Annotated in this window: 24 protein-coding genes and 1 riboswitch; of the genes, 11 read left to right on the forward strand and 13 right to left on the reverse strand. The window is 43.9% G+C overall.

The genetic code is table 11. From position 1 onward, the window contains the following. Window positions 1-99 precede the first annotated feature (99 nt). Complete coding sequence (locus KIV41_RS13915) at window positions 100-948, reverse strand: pirin family protein (protein WP_285336699.1); 849 nt, start codon at window positions 946-948, stop codon at window positions 100-102. A gap of 322 nt (window positions 949-1,270) precedes the next feature. Here KIV41_RS13915 and KIV41_RS13920 point away from each other — a divergent pair, with 322 nt between their 5' ends. From KIV41_RS13920 to KIV41_RS13935, 4 genes are all read left to right on the forward strand, one after another. Next, entirely contained in the window at window positions 1,271-1,483 is a 213-nt protein-coding gene (locus KIV41_RS13920; protein ID WP_005439099.1) for a cold-shock protein, read from the forward strand. Window positions 1,484-1,780: 297 nt separating this feature from the next. After that, a complete protein-coding gene (locus KIV41_RS13925) occupies window positions 1,781-1,990 on the forward strand; it encodes a hypothetical protein (protein WP_005452681.1) in 210 nt (69 codons plus the stop codon). Between the two features lie 62 nt (window positions 1,991-2,052). Continuing rightward, window positions 2,053-2,193 (forward strand): hypothetical protein, encoded by a 141-nt coding sequence (locus KIV41_RS13930; protein WP_009706263.1) that lies wholly within the window; start codon window positions 2,053-2,055, stop codon window positions 2,191-2,193. Window positions 2,194-2,518: 325 nt separating this feature from the next. Further along, window positions 2,519-2,618, forward strand: a riboswitch (purine riboswitch). Between the two features lie 95 nt (window positions 2,619-2,713). Continuing rightward, complete coding sequence (locus KIV41_RS13935) at window positions 2,714-3,718, forward strand: adenosine deaminase (RefSeq protein ID WP_122071117.1); 1,005 nt, start codon at window positions 2,714-2,716, stop codon at window positions 3,716-3,718. A 76-nt stretch (window positions 3,719-3,794) separates the two neighbouring features. On the opposite strand, the gene KIV41_RS13940 is transcribed toward KIV41_RS13935, so the two are convergent. Beyond that, window positions 3,795-5,492, reverse strand: coding sequence for a diguanylate cyclase (locus KIV41_RS13940; RefSeq protein WP_306309782.1), 1,698 nt, complete (start codon window positions 5,490-5,492; stop codon window positions 3,795-3,797). 88 nt (window positions 5,493-5,580) lie between these two features. After that, window positions 5,581-6,504: a LysR family transcriptional regulator gene (locus KIV41_RS13945; RefSeq protein WP_010452864.1), complete on the reverse strand. Its 924-nt coding sequence runs from the start codon at window positions 6,502-6,504 to the stop codon at window positions 5,581-5,583. Window positions 6,505-6,673: 169 nt separating this feature from the next. Between KIV41_RS13945 and KIV41_RS13950 the strand changes: the two genes are divergently transcribed. The 4 genes from KIV41_RS13950 (at window position 6,674) to KIV41_RS13965 (ending at window position 10,091) form a co-directional block, all read left to right on the forward strand. Further along, window positions 6,674-7,168 carry a magnesium transporter gene (locus KIV41_RS13950; RefSeq protein WP_285336700.1) on the forward strand — a complete coding sequence of 165 codons (495 nt, stop codon included), beginning with the start codon at window positions 6,674-6,676 and terminating at the stop codon, window positions 7,166-7,168. A 3-nt stretch (window positions 7,169-7,171) separates the two neighbouring features. Beyond that, a complete protein-coding gene (locus KIV41_RS13955; protein ID WP_285336701.1) occupies window positions 7,172-8,161 on the forward strand; it encodes an efflux RND transporter periplasmic adaptor subunit in 990 nt (329 codons plus the stop codon). Window positions 8,162-8,260: 99 nt separating this feature from the next. Continuing rightward, a complete protein-coding gene (locus KIV41_RS13960) occupies window positions 8,261-9,478 on the forward strand; it encodes an OmpP1/FadL family transporter (protein ID WP_045393743.1) in 1,218 nt (405 codons plus the stop codon). 139 nt (window positions 9,479-9,617) lie between these two features. Beyond that, window positions 9,618-10,091, forward strand: coding sequence for a peroxiredoxin (locus tag KIV41_RS13965; protein ID WP_252042453.1), 474 nt, complete (start codon window positions 9,618-9,620; stop codon window positions 10,089-10,091). A 58-nt stretch (window positions 10,092-10,149) separates the two neighbouring features. On the opposite strand, the gene KIV41_RS13970 is transcribed toward KIV41_RS13965, so the two are convergent. The 4 genes from KIV41_RS13970 to KIV41_RS13985 form a co-directional block, all read right to left on the reverse strand. Continuing rightward, window positions 10,150-10,866 carry a class I SAM-dependent methyltransferase gene (locus KIV41_RS13970; RefSeq protein ID WP_252042452.1) on the reverse strand — a complete coding sequence of 239 codons (717 nt, stop codon included), beginning with the start codon at window positions 10,864-10,866 and terminating at the stop codon, window positions 10,150-10,152. 186 nt (window positions 10,867-11,052) lie between these two features. Beyond that, window positions 11,053-11,460: an SPOR domain-containing protein gene (locus KIV41_RS13975; RefSeq protein ID WP_010452876.1), complete on the reverse strand. Its 408-nt coding sequence runs from the start codon at window positions 11,458-11,460 to the stop codon at window positions 11,053-11,055. Between the two features lie 130 nt (window positions 11,461-11,590). After that, window positions 11,591-13,510: a tetratricopeptide repeat-containing diguanylate cyclase gene (locus KIV41_RS13980; RefSeq protein WP_045393752.1), complete on the reverse strand. Its 1,920-nt coding sequence runs from the start codon at window positions 13,508-13,510 to the stop codon at window positions 11,591-11,593. 278 nt (window positions 13,511-13,788) lie between these two features. Continuing rightward, the gene (locus tag KIV41_RS13985; RefSeq protein WP_045393755.1) at window positions 13,789-14,958 is read right to left on the reverse strand and encodes a D-alanyl-D-alanine carboxypeptidase family protein; all 1,170 of its coding nucleotides are present in this window, start codon (window positions 14,956-14,958) and stop codon (window positions 13,789-13,791) included. A 499-nt stretch (window positions 14,959-15,457) separates the two neighbouring features. Here KIV41_RS13985 and KIV41_RS13990 point away from each other — a divergent pair, with 499 nt between their 5' ends. Next, window positions 15,458-17,065, forward strand: coding sequence for a BCCT family transporter (locus tag KIV41_RS13990; RefSeq protein ID WP_005439125.1), 1,608 nt, complete (start codon window positions 15,458-15,460; stop codon window positions 17,063-17,065). 170 nt (window positions 17,066-17,235) lie between these two features. On the opposite strand, the gene KIV41_RS13995 is transcribed toward KIV41_RS13990, so the two are convergent. Further along, a complete protein-coding gene (locus KIV41_RS13995) occupies window positions 17,236-18,198 on the reverse strand; it encodes an NAD(P)H-dependent oxidoreductase (protein WP_252042450.1) in 963 nt (320 codons plus the stop codon). Between the two features lie 132 nt (window positions 18,199-18,330). Between KIV41_RS13995 and KIV41_RS14000 the strand changes: the two genes are divergently transcribed. After that, complete coding sequence (locus KIV41_RS14000) at window positions 18,331-19,230, forward strand: LysR family transcriptional regulator (RefSeq protein WP_045393762.1); 900 nt, start codon at window positions 18,331-18,333, stop codon at window positions 19,228-19,230. Between the two features lie 56 nt (window positions 19,231-19,286). Here KIV41_RS14000 and yghU read toward each other — a convergent pair whose 3' ends face one another. After that, window positions 19,287-20,147, reverse strand: coding sequence for a glutathione-dependent disulfide-bond oxidoreductase (yghU, locus tag KIV41_RS14005; RefSeq protein WP_009706277.1), 861 nt, complete (start codon window positions 20,145-20,147; stop codon window positions 19,287-19,289). 216 nt (window positions 20,148-20,363) lie between these two features. Further along, the gene (locus tag KIV41_RS14010; RefSeq protein ID WP_285336702.1) at window positions 20,364-20,930 is read right to left on the reverse strand and encodes a TetR/AcrR family transcriptional regulator; all 567 of its coding nucleotides are present in this window, start codon (window positions 20,928-20,930) and stop codon (window positions 20,364-20,366) included. A gap of 99 nt (window positions 20,931-21,029) precedes the next feature. Between KIV41_RS14010 and KIV41_RS14015 the strand changes: the two genes are divergently transcribed. Then, window positions 21,030-21,563, forward strand: a complete 534-nt coding sequence (locus tag KIV41_RS14015) for a dihydrofolate reductase family protein (RefSeq protein WP_285336703.1) — start codon at window positions 21,030-21,032, stop codon at window positions 21,561-21,563. Window positions 21,564-21,870: 307 nt separating this feature from the next. Here KIV41_RS14015 and KIV41_RS14020 read toward each other — a convergent pair whose 3' ends face one another. The 3 genes from KIV41_RS14020 to KIV41_RS14035 form a co-directional block, all read right to left on the reverse strand. After that, window positions 21,871-22,344 (reverse strand): HNH endonuclease, encoded by a 474-nt coding sequence (locus tag KIV41_RS14020; RefSeq protein WP_285336704.1) that lies wholly within the window; start codon window positions 22,342-22,344, stop codon window positions 21,871-21,873. A gap of 142 nt (window positions 22,345-22,486) precedes the next feature. Then, the gene (locus KIV41_RS14025) at window positions 22,487-23,041 is read right to left on the reverse strand and encodes a hypothetical protein (protein ID WP_052448001.1); all 555 of its coding nucleotides are present in this window, start codon (window positions 23,039-23,041) and stop codon (window positions 22,487-22,489) included. A gap of 660 nt (window positions 23,042-23,701) precedes the next feature. Next, a complete protein-coding gene (locus KIV41_RS14035) occupies window positions 23,702-24,364 on the reverse strand; it encodes a rhomboid family intramembrane serine protease (RefSeq protein WP_231572033.1) in 663 nt (220 codons plus the stop codon). Window positions 24,365-24,428: the final 64 nt, after the last annotated feature.

Below are 24,428 nucleotides of genomic sequence, written 5' to 3' on the forward strand. Positions count from 1 at the left end.
GGATATCGTCTTTGCTTGCGTATGAGCCCAATGCACGGACTCCAAATCACTTAGGGGTCACCAATCGTGCTAATTCAGTGCGCACGATTGTCGGTCAAACTAATACGTTTCAAACAATCCAGAGTTGTAATCTTGAATCGCTTGTTCAATCTCTTCGATGCTATTCATGACAAAGGGGCCGTAATGCACGACAGGTTCATCAATTGGCTCGCCGATAAAAAGCAGTACGCCACTGGTATCATTGGATTGAAGTGTCACCAACTCACCTTTAGAAAGCAGTGCCATTTCTCCCTGCATGACAACGCGCTCTACAATAGTAATGCTGCCTTTAAAAGCATAGACCATCATATTGTGATCGTTAGGTGTCATCAGGTTTAACGACGCGCCTTGATGCGCTTGCCAATCGGCGGCCGTTACAGGTACGCCAGTTTTACTCAATGGGCCACGAATTAGTTCATCACCAATGTTCAGCTCACCAGAAATAACGCGAACTAAGCCATGCGCCTCTGCGCGATGTTCGGTAATGGTTTCCGGTTGGAAGTCGTGATATTGCGCCGGAGCCATCTTTTCTCGCGCTGGTTGATTAATCCAAATTTGGAAACCGTGCAGCTCACCGCCTTCCATTATTGGCATTTCACTATGAATGACGCCTCGTCCAGCTGCCATCCATTGCGCACCACCGGAGCGAAGTTCACCAACATTATCCATGTGGTCACGATGTTGGAAGTGTCCCGTTAACATGTAAGTCAGCGTTTCAATGCCTCGGTGTGGATGCGGAGGGAACCCGCCTACGTAATCGGCTCTTTGGTCTGATTTCAGTTCATCGACCATCAAGAATGGTGAAAAGCTCGCATTGTTAAAGCCTGCGACACGGCGAATTTTCACGCCGTCACCATCAGCAGTTGCATGTGATGGGATAATCTGACGGATCTCTCTCACTGTACTCATAATCTTGCCTCCCTTTAGGATATGAGTTGATTCTAGAGAGCAAGTACTGAGTTTATGAGGGGGAAAAATTGTTCTACTTCATCAACTTTTTCGAACGAAAAAAAATGAAAAATAAATGTAGCTATTTTTTAAACACCCTGTATAGTGGCGGCTGGCTCTAGAAAAGAGCTGTTAATGCTACATTTAGTTTAAGTTCCCTCTCAGTAACATCCTGAATCTTCGGTTCAGACTCCTGCGTAAAACTTCCTCTTGATTGCACATTCAATAGCTTAAAAAAGATCCATCACAATTCGTACATTATTGTTTAATTTCAGAGGTTTTTATGTCTGGTAAAGTAACTGGTTCAGTAAAATGGTTCAACGAAACTAAAGGTTTTGGTTTCCTAACTCAAGACAACGGCGGCCAAGATGTATTCGTACACTTCAACGCTATCGTTGCTGACGGTTTCAAAACTTTGGCTGAAGGTCAGAAAGTAAGCTTCAACGTAGAAGATGGTAAAAAAGGTCCTCAAGCGACTGAAGTTACTCCTCTATAAGATAGCTTTTCTTGGTGCAGCATTTCCTCGCTGCACCAAACTCTCTCCTCCTTCAAAAAATTCCTCACACTTAATACTCAGCAATCAAATATTGCTCGGTTTTCTGCTGCCTAAAATAAATGGGCTGCACCACTGTATCCATCGTTGGAACAAGATATCTTTCGTTAGATCACTGTCACCGTCGTTGGTATGTAAATTACTAAAATTAGGAAAAATTATGTCTAGAAGAACAGGTCGTCAAAGACACTGGTATCAATTATCGAATAAAGAAAAGATCACAAAGAAACAGGAGAATAAATGATAGAGATTGAATTCCGTTTAAAACAACCCGACATCTCTTGGAACGCCAAAATTCATCAACTCAACAGTGATATTTTAAGGCGCCATATATTGCCAAAACTCCAATCCGCTTGCTATCTCATTGATTTTAAATACTGTGAGAAAACCTACTCCGGTGACATTCTGTGTGACTCAGGTTCAAAGCTAGGAAGTTTTATTATTAAATAAATCAGTTTCGTGCATTAATAATTAATGTGGAAATTTAGGAAGAAATTCCCAAGGTGAAAAACATGGCAAATAAAAGTAAGAAGCAAATTGAGCAAGAAAAGAAAGAGTCCGAACAAAACGCTGCTGCGATAAAACAACAAACTCGCCGCCGAATTGAGGACATCATGGAGCAAAGAGAATTTGATAAAATGTTCGAGCTATAAATACATTCCCTTTCATTTCCTTTTCTCTACTCTTCTCAATTTAAAGTATCGATGTGCAAGGTATCGCCACCCCTTCTCTCAGTTCACAATGAGAGCTCACAATGAGCAACGCACAATAAACTCGATATGACTCCCAATGTTTCTCGCATGATGTGATTCAGTATTAGCCACTGAATATTCGACTCAGCCAGGTGTGTGCTGACAACGAAACCATCATGCGATGAAATCGCTCCCTTTTCCCTTTTCCCTTTTCCCTTTTCCCTTTTCCCTTTTCCCAAAGAATTACAATTTACTCACTAGCTCTAGCCAAGCCCCAAATTTTGCGTATAATCGCAACCGTTTGCTTCGTATAACCCCAATGATATGGTTTGGGGGTCTCTACCAGCTCCCGCAAAGTGCTGATTACGAAGAGTCGAGATCACTGTGGATCTTACTCTTTGTAATGGCGTTCGATTTTTCTCAATCTATACCTATTCTTAGAGTAATTGCATCCACGTAAAAGCATAAGAAGAGGTGGAATATGAACGCATTTATTCAAGGTCTTCCAAAGGTAGAGTTACACTTACATATCGAAGGTTCGCTAGAGCCAGAACTGTTGTTTGAGCTTGCACAGCGCAACAACATCGACATTCCATACGAATCACCACAAGCACTGCGCAAGGCGTACGAGTTCGAAGATTTGCAGTCTTTCCTAGATATCTACTATCAAGGCGCTAACGCGCTTCGCACGGAACAAGACTTTTATGATTTGACTTGGGCATACCTAGAGCGCTGCAAAGCCGATAATGTTATCCATACTGAAATCTTCTTTGACCCACAAACCCACACCGACCGTGGCATTGAGTTTGAGACTGTCATCAACGGCATTCACCGAGCAATGCAAGATGGTAGCGAGAAGTTAGGCATCACCTCTCAAATCATTGCGTGCTTCTTGCGTCACCTATCGGAAGAGAGCGCGATTGAAACACTGCAGTCCATTGTTAAGCACAAAGACAAAATCGTCGGTGTTGGTTTGGATTCTTCAGAGCTTGGACATCCGCCAGAGAAGTTCAAACGTGCGTTCCAACAAGCAAAAGAAGCGGGTTTGCTCACCGTGGCACACGCAGGAGAAGAAGGTCCGGCGCAAAACATCATCGATTCTGTCGAGATGCTGGGCGTTAGCCGCGTTGACCATGGTGTTCGCTGCGTTGAAGATGCATCGCTAGTCGAAGCGCTCATCGAAAGTAAAATGCCACTCACGGTATGCCCGTTATCGAACATCAAGCTTTGCGTGTTTGACGAAATGGAGCAGCACAACATTGTCGATTTGCTACGTAAAGGTGTCGCGGTAACCATTAACTCGGATGATCCGGCGTACTTTGGTGGTTACATGACAGATAACTTTATGGCGGTCAGTAATGCACACCCGATGACGAAGCCAGAGTTGGCTCAGTTTACGATCAATGCCATTAATGCGAGCTTCATCAGCGAGGCACTTAAAGCCAAATACCGTGCTCAAGTCGCTGATTACTTAGCGAATCACTGATTATAAGTACAAACCAATAAGGGCTAGCGATCTAGCCCTTATTTTGTTGTTTGCTATACGTAATTCGCTACGCACCTCATGATGTATCTCGCTCGGTTTTAACGCAATTCCTACCCGACCTTTTTGCATGATATAACGCTTTGTCAGCTCGCATAACTAAGTCACTGAATGACTCTTCTTTGCGGTATGTGGCTACGCCAGCACTCACTGTCACCTTAGAAACAGGCGAAAAGTCAACATCCTTCAATTGCTTAAGAAGGTTAGAAGCGGCAAATTTAGCTTCTTCCAACTGTGCTTCGACAACGACAATAACGAACTCTTCACCTCCCCAACGGGCAATGATGTTCTCCTTCCTCGATTTTGATTTAAGGAAGCTCGCCAATCGCACTAAAACGAGATCGCCAATGTCATGGCCATATGTATCGTTAACGGTTTTAAACTGGTCAATATCTAAGATTATCAGTGACAACGTCAGCTTGTGTCTTAGCACACGAGCAATCTCTCTTTCTGCGTGACTGATAGCAGCACGGCGATTAAACAAGTTTGTCAGTGGATCAAACATTGCTAGCCATGTAAGTTCTCTGTTTTTCTCATTGAGTAAACTAACGGACTCTTCGAGCTCTTTGTTTACACTATTTAGCTCTGCCGTCCTTACTGAAACAAGCTCTTCTAAATTGCGATTATGTTGTTGAATCTGATGGATTGTAGTTTGAAATGCATCCGACAATTGACCAATTTCATCTTGAGAGCTTTGGCTGACAAAAGAAGCATAATGAGAACTCGCCGAATCCTCTACTTCTTTAGTCAACTCGATGATCGGCTTAGTTATAGAGTTGGTGAAGTAGAAAATAACTGGCATAAATACTGCAATGACCACTGAAGAAGTAATCACTACATCTTCTAATAGCTCATTAATATCGAGGAAGATATCGGACTCTCTTGTTGTTACAAATAAAGTCCATCCTGGAAGGCTATCAATCTTGGCAAATGTAACGATCTTAGACTGTTTAGCACGCTGATCAAAATAGTAACCATACCCAACCGCACGCAATTTTGTTTGTTCAGCAATAGCATTAAAACCTCTAAAGCCTATCGTGTCCGCATCAAATATATTTGCTTTCATAACCAAGCTTGAGTCGGGGTGAGAGACAACAAGGCCGTTTCGGTCTGATATCCAAGCGTAGCTACTATTACCAAGCTTAACTTTAGATAATCGTTCAGTTAAATATTTAACTGAAATAGAGACAGCAACAACCCCTTTCCAATCATCATATTCATCGAATACTGGAACACCTAACGCTACTAACGGCTCTCCCATTATTCGCCCTATGTGTGGTGCAGTAATGTGGTAGCTAGCTAGCTGCCATAACTCATCATCAACAATCGAACTTCGGTTTTCTCTCGACATACGACCTTTATAGTCAACGAGATTCCAATTTTGATCTGCAAACAAAGTATTGATAACAGAGTGGTTTGAAATGTTATGTAACCACTGAAGCTCTTTAATAATAAAGGGAATATCGACTTTTTGGACTCTTTCGTGCCCAACAATAGCCTGAAGTGAGGCTACATGGCGCTGAAGTTCTTGGCTGATTACATCAGAATGAAGATTTGAGATTTGGGTGGAGTTTTCCAGCGCAACATCAAAGACCCTCCCTCGCTCTTTAAAATACAGAACGATAAAGAGTATCAAGACGAAAAATATTGTCATTAATGAATAAGTAACAACAAACTTCGACCTAACACTTTTAAAAGAGAATCGATATACACCCATTTACCCTCACTAATAATAGGGCTATAGAGATAGTCTAGTTCGCGAGTAATCAAGATTCCATTTGATATAGAGATAATTTCTCGTTTATCTAATAATTGACCGTAAACTTCTCAGCAGCTAAGAAACATTGCTCCCTTAACCACTGATGACTAGGGTCATTGGTACGTGAAGAGTGCCAATACATTGCAACTTCAATAGGCTCTTTTAAGAAACTCGCTTCTAGCGCTTTTAAGTTATGCATACCCTTATATTGATCTAACAGAATCTGGGGCATCAACGCCAAATAATCGCAATGTTGAACCACAGGTAACATTTCCATAATGCTGCTTGTTTGCCACGCGACCTTTCGTTGCCCCAATATCTCTTCATCCTTGATACCCCTCCCGATCAAGTAACCACTTTGCTGGTCTAATTGAGACAAAGTTACATGCTTTTCAGCTAGGTACTCTTCAATACTGATTGTCTCCCCGGTGAGTCGGGGGTGATCAGCTCGGCACATAACCGTAAGCTTATCTGACATCAAGACCTGAGATCTAAGATGGGGATGTAAATTAGTTTGTGCCTCAATCACCAAATCGCACTGCTGCGTTCTAAGCAAGTTAGTTAAATCCATGGTGTAAAGTGGCTCAATACGTGTCGTTGCCTTGGGGGCTTTTTCACTGATTAACGCAGAGAGTTCAGGCAGAAGCGTGAAACCAAACACACTGAGGGACGAAATCACAAAACGCTTATCGCATTCCGCAGGATTAAACCGGGAGTGCTCAGGTAGCATATAAGCAATATTCTCAACCGCATTTGCCAGCGTAGGATATATATCAATGGCAAACGCTGTCGGAGATACCCCATGGCTACCTCGAACAAATAACGCATCCTTAAACACCTCACGAAGTCTCACCACCGCTTGGCTAACGGCTGACTGGCTGACCCCAAGTCGCTGCGCAGCTTTGGTATAACTTTTCTCTTCCACGATAGCGACAAACGTGGGGATGAGGCTGTAGTCAGAGTGTTTCATATTTTATGCCATATCTAAATATTTCCAAGTGATATTAGCTTAACTTATATCGTTTATCACCCTACTTATGACGCTTTTTCGTACAATCATGAGCACGTGATAACACTCAGAATAATAACAATCACGCGCTCAACGTTTTACCCTCATAACATAGACAAAAGGTATAACTATGAACGTCATAAAAGCCATAGGTCGCGTTATTTTTGCGATTTTTATGGTGTTACTAAAGTTCTCAATCTTTATGGCTCTGATGCTTGGTGGTGCGTATTTACTTGCTCCCATGGGCACAATCAATTCGAAAGACATTGATATGAGCATGTTTACCAATACCCCAAACGACACCATGATGGTGATCTTCAACTCCGAATACTTCAGCGGTTACCTCTTCTCTGTCACCATAGCGCTTGCCCTTTTTGTTATCTATTTGCTATGGCAGATCCATGAAGTAGCCCTACATCGAGCTCAAGAGAAGAAAAGCTCTCACATCCAACTGGTATTTGCCCTTTTCCTTTGTGGTTTATTCATCCATAAAGCGTGGTGGGTTCTCGCGCTGATCATCGCCTTCGCTAACTGGGAGCACATTGGCAGCTCGTTAAGCAACATCATTCGTAATAGTCGCCTGGCTTCAAAGCCCCAAACACCAACCAAAGTGACGGAGGAATAAACCATGAAAGAGGTAATGATTCCATACATTCTGATCATGTGGATTTTGGTCTCAACAGGGGCAATTAAGTGGACGTTTAAAAGCGCTTTTTGGATCATCTCTGGCGGTGCTTTCATTCTTGTGGTGTTAGGGATCCTCTCGCGCCTTTGGGCTCCGGTTGATTTGACTTATTCATCCACAGTGAAAGCGCCCCACTCAGTTCTGTCTCCACTGTTTCGCGAGCAGATTGACCATATCTATGTAGACCACAACCAAGTCGTAAAGAAAGGGGATGTGATTTACACCCTAGTCGATACCACTTCCTTGGCGGACGTCGAAAAAATCAAAGCAAGCATCGTTCAACAAGAAGAGAACGTTGCGCAATTAAAACGCGACATCGTTCGTGGGAAAACGTCACCAGAGATCTTCAAAGGTCGAGATATTGAGTACTACGAGTCTCAACTCCGCGTAGCAGAAGCGTCACTAAAGTCGTTACACGCAGATCTAGAAAAGACCGAATTTGAGCAAGAACGTAAAACCGTTCGTGCTCCTTATGACGGCCAAGTTGCTGTCGTGAACGTAGCAGACGGCAGCCGCGTAGGTAACATACACATCTACGACACATCACGTAAATTCCTAGAAATGCGTATTCCAGATCAAAGCTACCGTTACATCGAGAAAGGTCAGTTTGCTGAATTCTACGTTGATGCGTACCCAGGTGAAGTTTTCCGTGCTCGCGTACACAGTATCACTGCGGGTACCGGAGAATCATCCGTTTCACCATTACAGGGGCCGCAAAGCGTGCGTCAACATGTAGGTGCAAACACTAGTAGTCACGGCCGCACCGTGATTCTAGAAATCTTTGAGCCCGAAGGCAAAACCATCCCAATTGGCGCGACAGGCTCTGCTTGGATTGCGGCGAATAAGCCACACAGCCTGTTTGGTTTCATTGATGTGATTGGCGCAGCAACCGTTCGCCTGCATTCGTACAAATCCTACTTAAACGCAATTTAACTTTTTAATAGGCGGTTTTGCCCCCTATCAAAACTGTCTATTTCTTACTTCAAACACCAACAAGCCATTCACTAACTCGAATGGCTCACAGGTTTTACAATGAAAAAAACACAACTCTCTCTTATCGCTCTTTCGTTATTTGCGGCAAATGCATCTGCCGCAGGTTACATGTTCCCTGAACTAGGCATGATGAACATCAGCACTGCGGGCGCAGGAGCACAAGCTATCGCAGAAGGCGCTGAAACAGCGTTTGCTAACCCAGCCGCCATGTCCGAGTTCGAGTCCACTGCCATCGCCTTTAATCTACAAGGCATGGTGTCTGATATTGAGTACACTGATGCAGGTTCAACTGGCTTATTCCGTGGAGGTGAAAACTCAACCCAAGCAGGAACAGCGATGCCGGTGAGCTCGTTTTACCTTGTTCAGCCCATTAATGATAAATGGACAGCGGGTTTAGCAATCGCTTCTTCAGGCGGCTCTGTGATTGATTATGGCCCCCAATTTTCTGGCGCTTTATTACTACAAGATGCTCAACTTCTTACGGTTCAGTTCAATCCTAGTATTGCCTATCAAGTGCAAGATAACTTCTCTGTTGGTGTAGGTTTAGTCACTGAATACGGCATGCTCAACCAAACGCTTGCAGGTTCAGGCGGCGGTTTAGTTCCACAAATTGATGCATCAGGCTCTAGCCTTGAGTTCGGCTACACCTTAAGTGCGTTTTACAAATTGGACGAACGTAACCAGTTTGGCTTTGCTTATCGCTCCCAAATCGAACACGACATGGATGGGGAGCTAAAAACTCGTTCAAACAAAGTGGATTCTTCAGTCAACATCATTATGCCAGCTACCGCTCTATTAAGTGGCTATCACAGCCTAAATGAGAAAGTCGCTGCGATGTGGAGTTTAGGTTGGACAGACTTCAGTAAGATCTCTGATACCTCGATCTCATTAACAAACCGCGAAGCTGATATCGCTCGAAACTGGGAGGATACTTTCTCTGCGAGCGTAGGTATGCACTATCAACTAACGGAGCAATGGCGTCTAGAAGGTGGCGTTTATTATGAAACATCACCACAAGATGACCCTCGCTATCAGTATCCAGATGTGCCTACTGGTGAGATATGGAAGTTCGGCACTGGTGCAAGCTATGACATTAATAAACAATGGCGCATGCAGATGTACTATGAATACTACTACGGTGGAACCCCGAGCATTGAATATACTCTGTTTGAAGGTTCACCAGCAGAAAGTACACTGCGCGGTGATTACGATGCCGATATTCACTTCTTTGGCGTCTTATTCAACTATCAGTTTTAATCGTCACTGTGAGCGCAGGGAAGCGCTCACTGAATGCACTTCTTCTTAATCAGATTAAACCCTTACATTTCGTCTGTGGTTAGCCCGTAGTTTTGGCGCTAGACTGAGTGAACGATATATACCTAAAAGGAAAGAAGTCATGATTCAACAAGGTCAAACATTGCCTGCTGCAACGTTAAGCGAACTGACGGCTGAGGGCATGGTAAACCACCAAGTAACCGAACTATTTGCAGATAAGAAAGTGGTTTTATTTGCCGTACCAGGCGCATTTACGCCGACTTGTTCTGAAGCGCACTTGCCTGGTTATGTTGTATTGGCTGATCAGCTCAAAGCGAAAGGCGTAGATCTGATCGCTTGTGTATCAGTAAACGATGCATTCGTAATGCAAGCTTGGGGCGAAGCACAAAACGCATCTGAGCTTCTGATGCTTGGTGACGGTGACGCAAGCTTTACCAAGGCATTGGGTCTAGAGATGGATACGGGTGGTTTCGGTGGCGTTCGTTCACAGCGTTACGCGATGATCATCGACAATGGTGTGGTTACTACGCTAAACGTTGAAGAACCAAAAGCGTTTGAAGCGAGCAAAGCGGAAACCATTCTCGCTGCACTTTAAGCTCATCGCTAAGATCACAAAACGGAAGCCTCATCGCTTCCGTTTTTTCTATCTGAACTCACCGATTTAAATAGCTCAGCGCCACACATTTAATAAAGATGAAATTAGGGAACATCGCCAAGCGTTGGTAGTGCTCCTGCGAGATTTCACGAATCTTCTCATTCACTTTGCCCTCTGAGACAGCCAGCATCGCCATACCACTGCCAGTAATTGCATCGGTAATATCTTGCAACGAGCGGCGGTAGAATGCCACAGGAACCGGTTCTCCTACCGTATTCCACATATCTTCTACCAACTCTTTATCGTAGTAATTGCCTGAAGCCGAACATTCGAAATCCGCAAAAGGGTGGTGAGTTGAAAATACAAACTGACCGCCCGCTTTTAAAACACGTTGAATGTCGTCAAACAATGGGCGTAAATCTTCAATGTAATGAACCATCAGAGGACAAATCACTAGGTCATACTGTGAATCTTGCTCTTCGGGTAATCCTATAGCAAGGTTTTGGGCGTAAGCCTTTACCGAATCACCGAGCTTATTTTTGACGATATCAATCATCTCTTGTGAAGCGTCGATACAAGTTACTGAACTCGCACCGAGATCGAAAAGAAGCTGTGCGTAAATACCCGAACCGCAGCCCAAATCCAGAACCTTTTTACCCGTAACGTCACCGACAAGCTCAAGCGTATTTGGACGCTCAAAGTGTGCGTTGTACAGGTTATCTTGCGCCGCCAAATCGTATTGCTTTGCGTAGGTGGTGTACATTTCTTGCTTCATGGTGACTCCAACAGAAAAGTGGGATGCGAAGACTAGAAAATACCCGATAACAAAGCGCGTTAGAAGCGTGATCTTTCGCGTGTATTGGAGAAGATGAGTGACTGGCTGTGAGATTGAGCCTTTCCAACGTGTTGCAAAGGCTCGATGTGTACAAATAAAGCGCTTATTCGAACGATAAGAACAACACTAGCGCATTCGAACCACATTGGTTTCTTGTTTGCTTTTCATTTCTCCAAACGTCAAAACAAACGGCGAAGACTGCTTAACGCGACTAGGCAAAGAAGACAACGCATTGTAGGCGTCCTGCTTACTCTTGAAGTCTCCCACCGTTACCGTGTACCAGCGAGTGCCTCGACTATTCTTCCAGTTCACCCACACAGGGTGCTTCGGATCAATGTAGCGAATGTACTCTTTTACATCCTTCTCTTTTTTCAGCGCCAATACTTGCATGGTGTAATGGTTTGGGTTGAGGTAGCCATAAGCATCTTGCGATGACATCACACCTACGCACTGCCCTGCCTCTGTTGGTTGATGCTGAGGCATTACACAGCCAGTAAGTGAAATCGCCAATGTCAAAGATAGAATCTTGCGCACGCGTAACTCCGTTTGTTGTTCTGAATGGTTCTCTTACGGATTAGGCGACCATAAATGCAAGAATATGAAACTAAAAACAAAAACGGCAGACTGAACATTTCAATCTGCCGCTTGATTAGCAATGGATTCGCTAGGGAAGCACCACCTGATTCTTCCCATTTCGCTTCGCCTCATAAAGGCTTTTATCTGCTCGGCGGAAATACTCATCGTTATAGGTAAATGTCTCTATCAAACCGCCATGGCTGACACCAATAGAAGTCGTGATATGCAGGTTTTCCTCCCCTGCTTCAAACAATACATCATCAATATGTTGGCGTATGGCTTCAAGGCGCTTCGGCAGGTCATCGGTACCTTTTAATAACATCAAAAACTCTTCCCCACCCCAACGAATCAGTAATTCTTGAGAGCGTAAATGCAACCTCAATCGCTCTGAGAATCCCTCTAGAATGCGGTCACCAGCCTCATGCCCATGAACATCATTCACTTTTTTAAAGTTGTCGATATCAAAAAGCACAACACGATACGGTGTTTGTGCATCTAACTGGTGAGGGTGATCAATTTGATCGTAGTAATAACGTCGGTTATGCAGTTGAGTAAGAGGATCAAGCAGAGAAAGCTGTTGAAGCTCTTGGTTTTTACGTTGCGTCACTAAAACTCTAGAAACGGCAAATGCCAATACCACTGCCGAGATCGCAATCCAAAAAATGGCGATCTGAAAACGAAGTTTCTCTTGGTCTAATTCAGATTCCGCCAAGCGTTTCTCTACTTCTAATAGGTCTCTTTCACGTTGAATATGCTCCGTCGCAAAGGCTTGCTCCAAATCATATACCTTACCCAGCAGTTGTTTTTTTCTATTGATGGAAAAGTGCTTGTACGTGTTTAGTGCTTCCTCATATTCGCCAAGCTTTTCAAAAATTTTCGCCTTTTGCTCCGCGACTCTAATAATCCAACGCTCGTGTTTAATCGACTCAAATGCGGCCAAACTCGCCGCTGCACTTTTCATAGCTTGATCAGGTAGCCCTAACGCAAGCTGGCTCTTGGACATGATCAGATAACACTGTCCATACTCAACAGGGTAATCAGCAGCAGAAGGCAAGGTAACACATTGCTGCGTGGCTTTAAGCGCATCGGTATAGTTTTCTTCGAGCAGTAATAGATCTGCTTTGCCTTTTAACTGAATGAGGTGATAGCGCAAGTTGGTTGATGTCGGTTTATAGTATTTCTTTGACTTTTCATACGCTTGTCGCGCTAAGTCAACTTTACCTTGGCGATTGTAAATATGCGCCTCATTCAGGTACATCACTTGAAGCCCTTTGGTTTTATCACCACGAGCATGACGAGCCAAATAGACTTGCTGTGCTTTTTGAATAAATTCTAGTGCTCTATCCCAACTATCAATATGCAGATAGAGAAGCCCAAGGTTGTTATAAATCGTTCCCTTGTATGCTTCTTGATTAATCTGATTTGCAATATTGAGCCCATCTAAAAAGTAACGTTGCGCATCCACTAATTGATTGGTTGCGTTACTCAATGCGCCAGCAATATTGTAGAGCTTTGGCAATAGGGAGTGAAGGCGATCGCGCTCAGCAATTTTTATCGCTAGTTGAATTTCAGTAATACCAAGCTCATTTCGTCCATGTAAGGTATGGTCCATTGCACTATCGGCCAGCAATATAGCCTCTAACCAAGGTTGCTCGGATGATTTGGTGATGTCTTGTAACTGCTGGCGATAACTCTGAGCTAAGATAGGCTCATCATTTGCTCGGGCTAAGCGGTATTGCAGATAGAGTGCAAAAGACTTTTCAAGCTCCGTGGTAAATGGCATTCCGACGGCTGATAATACTTCTTGTGCACGTTTCGAGTCCACATACGTTAACTCACTCACATCAAGTAATACTTGCCCAACAGGTGACTTAGCTAGCAGCTCTTCAGGATCTAAAGTGGGTAACTGCTGTGCTGAAGTATCGTCACGCCAGTAATCGTGTAAAGCAAAAGCAACCACTGCCCAAAGCAGAGCAGCTAGCAACGTGACAACATAGCTTTTTCTCACGAGGTATTACATTCCATCTCAGTTATATTAAGACTTTTCTTTCTAGAAGCATCTGATTCATAAGCGAAGAGTAACATCAATTAAAAGCATTCCCAAGCATGCATAAGAACCAAGATACATATAGTTATGAAGATTAGCTAATTACTCTAATGGCACGTTTTATTGCCATATGTATATATTCTACAGCGAAGTGAGAAAGGAAGGAATGAGCTTGACAAGAACATAAAAAAACCGCGCTTTAAGCTTACGGCGCGGCTTCTAAATCTTAATTCATTTCATTAGAACCAGCTCGCAACCAAACGTTTGAACCAATCCATTAGGCGCTTAAAGATGCCGCCTTCTTCAACAGGTTCCAGCGCAACCAATTCCGCTTCTTTGACTACATCACCATCGACTTTGTACAACACTTTGCCGACAACTTGGTCTTGCTGAATTGGAGCTATTAGGTCGCCATTGTATTCCACTTCGGCTTCCAGCTTGTTCACATCACCTTTTGGCAACGTTAGGTAAATATCACGATCAACACCGACTTTTAGCTCGTCTTGGTTACCCATCCAAACGCGTGCCGTTGCCACTTCTTTACCTGCTTGCGTTGGTACAACGGTATCGAAGAAACGGAAACCGTAGCTCAGAAGCTGTTTGCTCTCTGATTCACGCACGCTAGGGCTTTTCGCACCCATCACAACCGCAACTAAACGCATGTCACCGTTGGTTGCCGAGGTCGCGAGACTGTAACCCGCGCCGCTGGTGTAACCCGTCTTCATGCCGTCAACGCTCATGCTTCGGTCACGTAGCAAGCCGTTACGGTTGTATTGAGTGATGCCGTTGTAGGTAAACGAAGTCTCGCTGTACAACGGGTAGATATCAGGAAGATCACGGATAATCGCACGGCCTAGCGTTGCAATGTCACGCGGCGTTGAATACAGACCATCGCTATCCAAACCATGTGGGTTGGTAAATGCAGAGTTTGATAGACCAAGTTGGTTCGCCCAGCTGTTCATCAAACCAACAAACCCCGCTTCACTGCCTGCAACGTGTTCTGCGATAGCAACACTGGCATCGTTACCCGATTGAACAATCAATCCACGGTAAAGATCGGAAAGTGAAACCGACGTGCCGACTTCGATAAACATCTTGGAAGAATCAGGGAAGTTTTTCGCCCACGCGTTGCGGCTGATCACCACTTCATCGTCTAGGCTAATGTTGCCAGACTTCACCTCTTGACCCGCAACATAAGCGGTCATCAGCTTAGTCAAACTTGCCGGGTTTAGGCGTTTGTCGGCATCACGTTCCACTAGCACGGTGCCAGTGTGGTAATCCATTAATACGTAGCCACGAGAGCTCAGCTCTGGGGCATTTGGAACAACGGTAGGAGCAGCAAAACTAAACGCAGAAACAGCAGTCAAGGTGGTCGCTAACGTAGCATTGAATAAAGTGTTTTTTCTCATAGCAGCATTCTGTGGCTTACAACTTACAAACTAAGTCGAGTATATGGAAACGCTGTTCAGTTACAGCACCTCTGTTACGATTGGTTACGTTTACTCGATATTTGTCGAAAAGAATGCGAAGTTCGTTGGAATTTGTGCTTATTCGTTAACCAATCCCTTGAAATCATGAATTTTGATTAGCCCTAGTTCAGCGCTCACGTTCTTTGGAGCCTTACCAACTTTTACTCGCACGTCACGCTGCTACTTTTGGTCAAACAATCTTCTCCAAAACCAAGCGAATATTTACACATCAAAACATTACACCTCATTGCATTTTTCACTAAAAATCTTACTTTTAACCAGTTTAAAAGCCTTAAAACTCTATCGATTTGCAATATTTTACACAAAACATTATGATCGTGTCGCATTTTTTAATTAGAACTCAAAACAATAGGAGGGCGGTTTTAGTGTTTTTCTTGTTCAGGAAAGGCACATTTAAAAAAGCGTACATGTTGTATTTATGGATAATGCACTAAAAAAATATAGTATCGACACTACCGACTATCAGGTTGGTCAAGATAACGTTCAAAAATGGGGATTTGATATCCACAATCCAGTGTTTGGGATTAGTGCTGGTCTTGTTCTTCTCTGTCTTGCTTCTCTTTTAATTGTTGATCCTTCAACAGCCCGTGATGCCTTAAACGGCGTTAAGAACAGCATCATTTCTGACTTCGATGTGTTCTTCATGTGGTCTACTAACTTCTTCATCGTATTTGCTATCGCTGTCTTACTTTCACCGCTGGGTAAAATCCGCATTGGTGGTAAAGACGCGCAAGCAGAACACTCAACAGCCTCTTGGTTATCTATGCTGTTCGCAGCGGGTATGGGTATCGGTCTGCTATTCTGGAGTGTTTCGGAACCAACGGCTTACTTCACTGATTGGTACGGCACACCACTGAACGTAGAACCTTACACCGAGGAAGCAAAATCACTCGCTATGGGTGCAACCATGTTCCACTGGGGCATTCACGGTTGGGCGATTTACGCCATCGTTGCACTTTCACTGGCTTTCTTTGCCTTCAATAAAGGCTTACCACTTTCTTTGCGCTCTGCGTTCTACCCACTATTTGGTGATAGAGCTTGGGGCTGGTTAGGTCACGTCATCGACATTCTTGCGGTACTTTCAACCCTGTTTGGTCTAGCAACTTCGCTTGGCTTGGGTGCACAACAAGCCACCAGCGGCATCAACCACGTATTTGGTTTGGATGGCGGCATTGGCATGCAAATGATCGTTATTGCGTTTGTGACCTTTATTGCGGTTCTTTCTGTCGTTCGAGGCATCGACGGCGGCGTTAAGCTATTAAGTAACATCAATATGGCAGTGGCATTTGCCCTACTTGCTTTCGTGTTGTTCATTAGCTTTGATGTAGCGACAACTTCTATCTGGGATACGACCGTCGCTTACGCAAAAGACATCTTCGCGCTAAGTAACCCACATGGTCGTGATGATACGGAATGGATGCACGGCTGGACTGTGTTCTACTGGGCATGGTGGGTATCTTGGTCACCATTCGTTGGTATGTTTATCGCACGAGTTTCAAAAGGTCGTACTGTTCGTGAATTCCTATTTGCCGTTATCGTTATTCCAACCACAGTGACACTGATTTGGATGGCGGTATTTGGCGGTATCGCGCTTGATCAAGTCGTCAATAAAGTAGGTGAATTGGGTGCGAACGGCCTGACAGATATCTCGCTAACGCTGTTCCACGTTTACGATGCAATGCCGTTTAGCTCTGTGATTTCTGTTCTGTCTATCGTTCTGATTTTGGTGTTCTTTATCACTTCATCAGACTCAGGTTCATTGGTTATCGATAGCATCACGGCTGGCGGTAAAATTGATGCACCTGTACCACAACGTATTTTCTGGGCATGTATTGAAGGCTCTATCGCCGCGGTTATGCTTTGGATTGGTGGTAAAGAAGCACTGCAAGCACTTCAATCCGGCGTGGTGGCGACAGGCTTGCCATTCACCTTTGTTCTATTGTTAATGTGTGTCAGTTTGATCAAAGGTTTGAGATCAGAATTGCCTGCTTATCAAAACACCGCACAAAAACAATCTGTCGCTTAGTAAAAGCGGTAGAGCATCAAGATGAGAAACGAGCGTCCATTTGGCGCTCGTTTTTTTATCCGCGTCATTGCCTGTATTGTTGAGTCAGTAAGTTAAGTTCTTACACATAAAAAAGCCCCAAGCACAAAGGCCTGGGGCAAATAAAGCAATGAGTTATTGGTCAAGGGTAGCTAACTCACCACTGGAACAACGTTGTATTCATGAATGGTGATGGAGCCTGCTTCCTCAATCGAAACTTGCCACGTCTCGTTAACGGTTAGGTTAACGACTTCACCTTTCATCATCGAATCTTCATAACTGTCTGCTGTTAATCGAATACGCAGTTCCACTTGGAAACGATCACCATTTGGTTTCACTTCGATCTGCTGAACGTCGTGATCGCAGTTTGGTTTGAAGGTCGCACGAGCAATCGCGTACCAATCACGGAAACCGTCATGCCCTAAGAATTCACCCTCTGGCATCGACCACTTCACGTCTTGTGCTAGCTTGTCGGTGAAGAACTCTGTGTCTTCTTCCAGCACATCGAACTTGGCAAACCACTCTGCAACAAACTTCTGCATACGACTTTCTGGTGAAGCCGTGATCTCCTCAATCTGCGCCAACAAACGGCTCGCATGATCTTTTGCTCGTGCTTGCACCTCTTCCAATTTGTTGTACACATTTGGAATGTAAACCATGCGGTGCGTGTAAATAGGCTTACGGTAGTTCATTCCTGCCAAGTAAGCGGTTTGTTGGAATGGGTAAACAAACTGCTCAATAGTAAAGTGGTTGTAGCCAAGTGGATCGTAAGACTCTTCAGGGCCACCTACCGTAAAGGAAAGAATGAAATCTTTGCCTTTTAACTTGTCGCCTTCCGGGCCGTAAGCGAAGTTGAAATTGAATACATCATCCACCCACTTTTTCAGCAAGGCTGGTGACGAGTACCAGTAGAATGGAAATTGAAGCACAACCACGTCCGCACTCACGAGCGCCGCTTGCTCTGCTTCAACATCAATTTGATAGTTCGGGTACAGAGTATCTAGCCGGCGAACTTCAACATCATTCAGTCCCGCTTTTAGCTCGTCTATAATAACGGTGTTTGTGTATGACTCATCTAGGTTTGGGTGACCTGAAATTACCAGTACTTTGCTCATCGTGATTCCTCTGTTTCGAAGCGTTAACCGATGAGTAGAGAATACGCCGAAGTGACCTTTAGTTTTAGACGCTCTTTACTTAAATCATTATTAGGTAGAAACTAAAGATAAACACATCACTCGGGAAAAGGCATGAACGGCACGACCTACAACCAACTAATGATGTTCCATACCATTGCGCAAGAAGGCAGCATCACCGCCGCAGCACGTAAATTAGAGATCGCCCCACCCTCGGTAAGCCAAGCGCTAAAGATGCTAGAAGAGCAACTCGGCCTGCCCCTGTTTACGCGTACCACCCGCCGCATTGAGTTAACGGAAGCGGGACAGTTGCTCTATGAACGTACGTTAGCGTCGATGTCAGAGCTAAACCTTGCCGTCGAAAGCGTCAGCGACTTGAGCCGAGTCCCTTCAGGTAAAGTTCGTATTACCGTGCCTCGATTCGTGTACCAATCGCTACTCAAACCCATCTACATTGAGTTCTGCCAACGTTACCCAAGCATTCAATTGGAGATTTCCGTTTCAGACAAAGCCATCGACATCATTCGAGACGGCTTTGATATGGGCATCCGCTTTGGTGACCGAGTAGAAGAAGGCATGATTGCACGTCAGCTTACACTCCCAGTGAAAGAAGCGTTATTCGCCTCACCGGGCTATGTTGAGCAATATGGTTTACCTGACACACCCGATGACTTGAAGCAACACAAGCTGATTCAGTATCGATTTATTTCGTCGAACCAAGTGGCTCCGCTGAATCTAAACAATCAGGGCGAAACCATTACCGTTAACATGCCAACTGCCCTCATTGTGAATGATACGGATGTGATGATAGATGCCGCGCACAAGGGTTTGGGGATTGGGCGTATCGTGACGCCAATGGTCGAAGAAGGCTTTAAGAAAGGTGAAATCGTGCCTGTGCTTGAGGAATACTGGCAGCCCTACTCGGGCTTATATGTCTACTTTCACAAGAATACTCAGAAGGCGAAGCGCGTCCGCGTGCTCATTGACTTCTTACTTGAGAAAGCTGAGCTTTAGTACAACAAAAAAAAGGAATGCCGAAGCATTCCTTTTTACTGATTCAGAAAGGGCAATTATTCAGGCTTCTTCGCCAGCGCCGCATCAATGTCTGCTGCGCTGTGACGCTCTGCCACTTGCTCCCACTCTTCACCCCATGCGCGGTTAACAATGCGACCACGTTTTACCGCTTCACGCTCATCAATCGCTTTCGCCCAACGCACAACGTTTTTGTAGCTTGCTACGTCTAAGAATTCAGCCGCATCGTAAGCACGACCCAATACAAGGTTGCCGTACCAAGGCCAAGTTGCGATATCAGCAATGCTGTACTCATCGCCACCTAGGAATTCATTGTTTGCAAGACGCTTGTCGAGTACGTCTAGCTGACGCTTTGTTTCCATCGTAAAGCGGTTGATTGGGTATTCGAACTTCTCTGGTGCGTACGCGTAGAAGTGGCCAAAACCACCGCCTAGGTATGGCGCAGAACCTTGAAGCCAGAACAACCAGTTCATTACCTCGGCACGTTTCGCACCTTCTGTTGGTAGGAAGTGACCAAACTTCTCTGCTAGGTAAAACAAGATGTTACCAGATTCGAACACGTTCACTGGCTCGGCACCTGAACGGTCTACCAAAGCAGGAATCTTCGAGTTCGGGTTAACGGACACAAAGCCAGAACCAAACTGGTCGCCATCGCCAATCTTAATCAGGTACGCGTCGTATTCTGCTGCTGTTACGCCTGCCGCCAAAAGCTCTTCAAACATGATCGTCACTTTCTGACCATTTGGTGTACCCATTGAGTAAAGTTGGAATGGGTGCTCACCAATTGGAAGCTCTTGCTCATGACGTGCGCCAGAATCCGGACGGTTGATGCTCGCCCACTGACCGCCGTTTTCATTATCGTTTGTCCAAACTTTTGGTGGAATGTATTCGTTAGTCATTGTTATCCCTTATTGTGTTTGAATGCATCTTCAAACTGACGGCTTTTGCGCGCCAGCAAGCATTACTAAAATCACCACTTCGCCAACTGCGATTGGGCATACTCAAGATATTAGGTCGAATTCGCCAAATAAAAGTCCTGCAATCTCTTTTAGTTAGAACCTTTGGTTATGGGAATTTCTTTCACGCTATAAGTAGAAAGTACACGTTAATGTGAACTAGGTTCGAGATGCCAATAACGAAGAACAGATCAGATTCAACGGCCCATCCATCATCTTCGTCTTAATCAAGTTCGCATCGTGGCAACAACTGATCGAGAAAGCGAACCCGTGTAGGTAATCTGCCAATAGATCCAAACTGTCTTTCTCCACTTGCGGAGACAATGCCAAAGGCTGAACAATGATTTGATAACGCTCGGTAAACACTTGAGCAGGGCCATGAGATGTCATGCTCAGCATGGTTTGCAATAACCCGTTGTACTCACGCAGCAGTTCAATATAGCTAACACACAAGTTTTTGAGTTCACCTTGCCAATCTTCATTCACTTTCGGTTGATAAATTTCCTCCACCAGCGATGTGGTCAACGCTTCAAGCAACGCATTCTTGTTTTTGAAGTAGTGATAGATCGCCATCGGATCCACATTTAGTTGCGTCGCTAGCGAGCGAATACTTGGTACCTTGCCATCCTTTTTCATCAATGACTTAGCTGTATCTAGGATGTTTTCTGCGCTTAACTGCGACTGCTTGGCGGCAGGTCTCCCGCGTTTCTTTTCGTTGACAGACATTTGATCTTCTCGATAAACTCAGAATTATTCTACATTGTAGAATTAATTTTAAACCATACTTTAGCTTGGCTCAAGCATCACCATTTTGATGAGGTACTCATGGCAAATATCGTATTTATTGCAACCAGCCTGGACGGTTACATCGCAGATAAGCAGGGCAAGCTCGACTGGCTATATTCAGTACCAAATCCAGACAACATTGATACTGGCTTCTTCTCTCTAATGGAGCGTATTGATGGCTTAGTTATGGGACGCAACACCCTAGATGTAGTGTTGAGCTTTGATTGCGATTGGCCCTACAGCAAACCTGTGTTCGTACTCAGCAATACTATGACAGAAGTGCCACAAGGCTACGAAGACAAAGTCTTTCTAGTAAAAGGCGAGCTAAAAGATGTGCTTGCGGAGCTAAACGCAAAAGGCTTTAACGATCTTTACATCGACGGCGGTGTAACGATTCAGAACTTCCTGAAAGAAGATCTTATCGATGAAATGGTGATCACGCGCTTCCCTATCCTACTTGGCGGCGGCGCACCCCTATTTGGCAGCTTAGAACAACCGCTGAACTTCAAAGTCACCAAGAGCGAAGTTGTTTTGGATACCTTAGTTCAAACCACTTACGTGCGTGAAAGGTAATCTACCTAGGTAATTTGAACAAAAGAAAAACGGCTTTGGCTTTGGGAAGCTCGTTTTTGGACAAAAACGATTCAGACCTATAGCTGTAAGTCGTCACATAAGAATAGAAAAAGTATCTTGAAACCTTAAACGCTTTGTATGGCTAAATCTTGCAGCGCTCGACCATCGTTAAAAAGAACAATTCCTGATCAAAGCATTGAATAACAACATAACCCTCATCTTGAGTTTGAATCCAGTACTCAAACTCGGAAGAGCCGACGCGTTTACTTGGAATCGATTTAGTAAATGAAAGTATCAGTTCAAGTAACTACTTCTCTTCAGGAAACTCGACCTTAAGTAGGTTCAACATGATAGTAGAGTGCTTGTAATTACAATGCTCTATGTGCTCCTCATGAACTAATAAGCCCTGAGCATTTATCCCTGCCCAACCTGAAACTTTACTCTCATCAAAAGTAAATGCTTTCTTCGATCCCTCAGGGGTTATCGCTGTATGAGTAGAGTTCATTACTTCTTTAATAAAACCCTCTTTCTGCGGGCGCTTAACTGCCCGTAGCATTTTATCTATGTGGAATTGATGTTGAGGGTTGATAGAAATTAGGTTCGACATAGAAAGTATATTCAAAACAAGTTCGTCATCTGATGACTTTTTATTGTTGCAGGCTCGACAAGCAGGAATAGTGATCTGACTAGAGGTACCTTTCTTAAAGAAAGACTTTGGAGGAACGTGCTTACGCGCAAACTCCTCTTCTTTAATCTCATTACAGCAGTATACACACTTCATAGATTACCTTTTAGCCTAACGCCGCATTAAGGTGTGAGCAACGCTACCACCAAACTAAACCACTGCGCCTTAAACACGAAACCCAACCTTGAACTGAAAATGCCAAGCGTTGGGAATCACTCTTAAATGCTTTGTTAGGCGCTTAACCGCATATCGAACGAGCTTCTTGTCGATAATGAAGTATATTTTCACACTCAGCACTGGTACAACTCAAAACTCGCTTGAGTTCATCCTCAGAATACTTTTTAGTAAGGTGATCTATCATTCTTAATGAAGTATCAAAATATCTACACTTCGTATTTTCCTTGTCAAGATAGTTGCTAAGTTGAAGCTCAATATCGTCCAACTTAGAAAGTGCTGCGACCTTTTCTTCGATAGCCTTTTCAACTTTTTCTTCTGCGCTTTTCTCTGCTTTCTCCAATCGTCCACGAATATCCGCTATTAGCTTATTATTGTTAGTAATTCGAGATATTTTAAGTTGCTCTTCATTGTATTTTGATGAAAAGTACTCTTTTTGGAACCTTTCGAGCGGTTTTATATCTGTCTGCCAAAATCCATCCCAATTCCATAACATTGTTGAAGCGATAACCAACCAAAATATTAGGGTTGCCAGCGTTGATAAGAGCCCACCAGCTTGTTCCTTTGTCTTAATATCTTCATCTGCTCCTTGATTTGAAGATTGATTTTCGTCTACCACTAAATACTCCTTTTAAACGTCATTGTGATATTTGATAATTTTTGGCGCCTAACGCCCTGTTAAGGTGTGTGCAACGTAATACCGAGGCCGTCGTAAACCACCTTAAACACTAAAATCAACGCATAATAAAAATGCCACGCGTTACGAATCCCTCTTGAACATTTTGTTAAGCATATTCCGCCGATAGCAAGTCTCCTTCAACCATGCTTGGGAAAAACTCATATGTATCAACATATCTGCGTTTTCCTCATAATTTCCAAGGCAACCTTAATAACTTATTTATGAATACTTTAGGGGGATCATACTCCATTGTGATGATAAGATTCTCGTTTTTCATACCCACTGGCTTTCCTTTAGGCCCATCATATTCCCACTTCAGAAGATCGTTATTCGTTCGTGAACTTAAATAGACAAATGAGCTGTCCTGGTACGATCTGGGGATAAACGTTGTGAAAAATTGGAGGGTAACTTTCCTTTGGCCACTCTCTTCTTAAGTCATCATTTATAGTTAACTCTATGTTATCAGCTCTCTCAGCGCCTAAATTAAGCAATGTAAACTGGATGGTATATTTCAAGAATCGGTTGTTTATGGTTACTTACAACCTGTACGCCTACTTTCATTGCAGTACTTGCTGCAGAAGTTGATATTTCCATTTTTCTCTATACGCTTAACAAGCGCAGAGGTTTTAAACGGCAATACAAAATTGCGCCTAATGCTCCCAAAAAATGGCCAATGTGATCAATTTTCATATCTAACGCTTTATTAGAACCACCTTTGAACTCTGAATCAAGGGCAAGCACTATTGCCAAAAACAGGAACAGTGAAATTGCCAAAAGCCACTCCTTGGTGGTTAATTCCTCTTCATCTGTAAAATAAGCGGCTGCAAGGCCGAAAACGCCGCCCGATATACCGCTGACTAGAATATTTTCCGAATAGAACAGTATAGATGGTATAGATGCCAAGTTGCTCACTAGAAGAACTGCTAAATATCTCTTGGCTCCAACTCTGCGCTCATAGGCAGATACTAGACCTAAGCCAATAACATTCGCAACGAGGTGAGTCAGGTTACCATGGATAAATAGGTGCGATACTGCCTGTAACGGCCACGTTAAAAACTGATCAATGTCATTACTCAGTGCGAACGTTTGATACAGGCTCTCATCTACAGAAATGAAACCAAAGTTTGTTGTCAGAAGAAATATAAGAAGAATTGCAACCCCTGAACATATCGAAGCCCAAACAAACTTAAAGTTTTCACTATAGGTAATTGGAACAGCCTTTAAGCTACTCGGAGCAGGCTTTATGAAAATCAGTAAGCCCACATAAATCACAACTGCGAAAAGAAATATAATCATTGGACTAAAGGTATATTGCTCTCAATATGTT

The organism is Vibrio sp. D401a (assembly GCF_030248515.1).
Taxonomy (GTDB): Bacteria; Pseudomonadota; Gammaproteobacteria; order Enterobacterales; family Vibrionaceae; genus Vibrio; species Vibrio rotiferianus.

Bases quoted from the DNA above. Each gene is read 5' to 3' on its own strand.
- KIV41_RS13915 (WP_285336699.1), bottom strand. From the start codon at position 948: ATGAGTACAGTGAGAGAGATCCGTCAGATTATCCCATCACATGCAACT.
- KIV41_RS13920 (WP_005439099.1), top strand. From the start codon at position 1,271: ATGTCTGGTAAAGTAACTGGTTCAGTAAAATGGTTCAACGAAACTAAA.
- KIV41_RS13925 (WP_005452681.1), top strand. From the start codon at position 1,781: ATGATAGAGATTGAATTCCGTTTAAAACAACCCGACATCTCTTGGAAC.
- KIV41_RS13930 (WP_009706263.1), top strand. From the start codon at position 2,053: ATGGCAAATAAAAGTAAGAAGCAAATTGAGCAAGAAAAGAAAGAGTCC.
- KIV41_RS13935 (WP_122071117.1), top strand. From the start codon at position 2,714: ATGAACGCATTTATTCAAGGTCTTCCAAAGGTAGAGTTACACTTACAT.
- KIV41_RS13940 (WP_306309782.1), bottom strand. From the start codon at position 5,492: ATGGGTGTATATCGATTCTCTTTTAAAAGTGTTAGGTCGAAGTTTGTT.
- KIV41_RS13945 (WP_010452864.1), bottom strand. From the start codon at position 6,504: ATGAAACACTCTGACTACAGCCTCATCCCCACGTTTGTCGCTATCGTG.
- KIV41_RS13950 (WP_285336700.1), top strand. From the start codon at position 6,674: ATGAACGTCATAAAAGCCATAGGTCGCGTTATTTTTGCGATTTTTATG.
- KIV41_RS13955 (WP_285336701.1), top strand. From the start codon at position 7,172: ATGAAAGAGGTAATGATTCCATACATTCTGATCATGTGGATTTTGGTC.
- KIV41_RS13960 (WP_045393743.1), top strand. From the start codon at position 8,261: ATGAAAAAAACACAACTCTCTCTTATCGCTCTTTCGTTATTTGCGGCA.
- KIV41_RS13965 (WP_252042453.1), top strand. From the start codon at position 9,618: ATGATTCAACAAGGTCAAACATTGCCTGCTGCAACGTTAAGCGAACTG.
- KIV41_RS13970 (WP_252042452.1), bottom strand. From the start codon at position 10,866: ATGAAGCAAGAAATGTACACCACCTACGCAAAGCAATACGATTTGGCG.
- KIV41_RS13985 (WP_045393755.1), bottom strand. From the start codon at position 14,958: ATGAGAAAAAACACTTTATTCAATGCTACGTTAGCGACCACCTTGACT.
- KIV41_RS13990 (WP_005439125.1), top strand. From the start codon at position 15,458: ATGGATAATGCACTAAAAAAATATAGTATCGACACTACCGACTATCAG.
- KIV41_RS13995 (WP_252042450.1), bottom strand. From the start codon at position 18,198: ATGAGCAAAGTACTGGTAATTTCAGGTCACCCAAACCTAGATGAGTCA.
- KIV41_RS14000 (WP_045393762.1), top strand. From the start codon at position 18,331: ATGAACGGCACGACCTACAACCAACTAATGATGTTCCATACCATTGCG.
- yghU (WP_009706277.1), bottom strand. From the start codon at position 20,147: ATGACTAACGAATACATTCCACCAAAAGTTTGGACAAACGATAATGAA.
- KIV41_RS14010 (WP_285336702.1), bottom strand. From the start codon at position 20,930: ATGTCTGTCAACGAAAAGAAACGCGGGAGACCTGCCGCCAAGCAGTCG.
- KIV41_RS14015 (WP_285336703.1), top strand. From the start codon at position 21,030: ATGGCAAATATCGTATTTATTGCAACCAGCCTGGACGGTTACATCGCA.
- KIV41_RS14020 (WP_285336704.1), bottom strand. From the start codon at position 22,344: ATGAAGTGTGTATACTGCTGTAATGAGATTAAAGAAGAGGAGTTTGCG.